Source organism: Thalassobacterium sedimentorum (genome assembly GCF_031127905.1).
Taxonomy (GTDB): Bacteria; Verrucomicrobiota; Verrucomicrobiia; order Opitutales; family Coraliomargaritaceae; genus Thalassobacterium; species Thalassobacterium sedimentorum.
Map to the genome: position 1 here is coordinate 1 of NZ_JARXIC010000160.1, position 322 is coordinate 322.

Annotated in this window: 1 protein-coding gene; it reads right to left on the bottom strand. The window is 53.1% G+C overall.

Going from position 1 to position 322, the window contains the following annotated elements:
- A partial coding sequence (locus QEH59_RS18825) for an IS66 family transposase (protein ID WP_308986931.1) occupies positions 1–314 on the bottom strand: 314 nt, incomplete at its 3' end.
- Positions 315–322 lie beyond the last annotated feature (8 nt).

The following is a 322-nucleotide window of genomic DNA, read 5'->3' on the forward strand; positions in this document are numbered from 1 at the left end:
GCTTTTCCAGATTTAGACTTAGGTCGGCTACGCCGAGCCAGGATTTTCACTATGGCATGGATGATACGCAGATGAGACTCGAACTTGGCTTGGCGCTGTTCGGCTCGTCCAGTGACGCTGAGTCGTTCACGCCAGAGTTGCTCCCATTGGTAGAGCGAGCCGATTTGGCGCAGAAGTAGGCCAATCAACTTCGGATGTTCTTTAGTGGCATCGACAAACTTGCGACGTACATGCGCCCAGCATGCGGTGCGGGTAACCCCTTCATCCTTCTTGGCTAGGCTTTCGTAGGCTTCATAGCCATCGGACTGAATCAAGCCTTTGA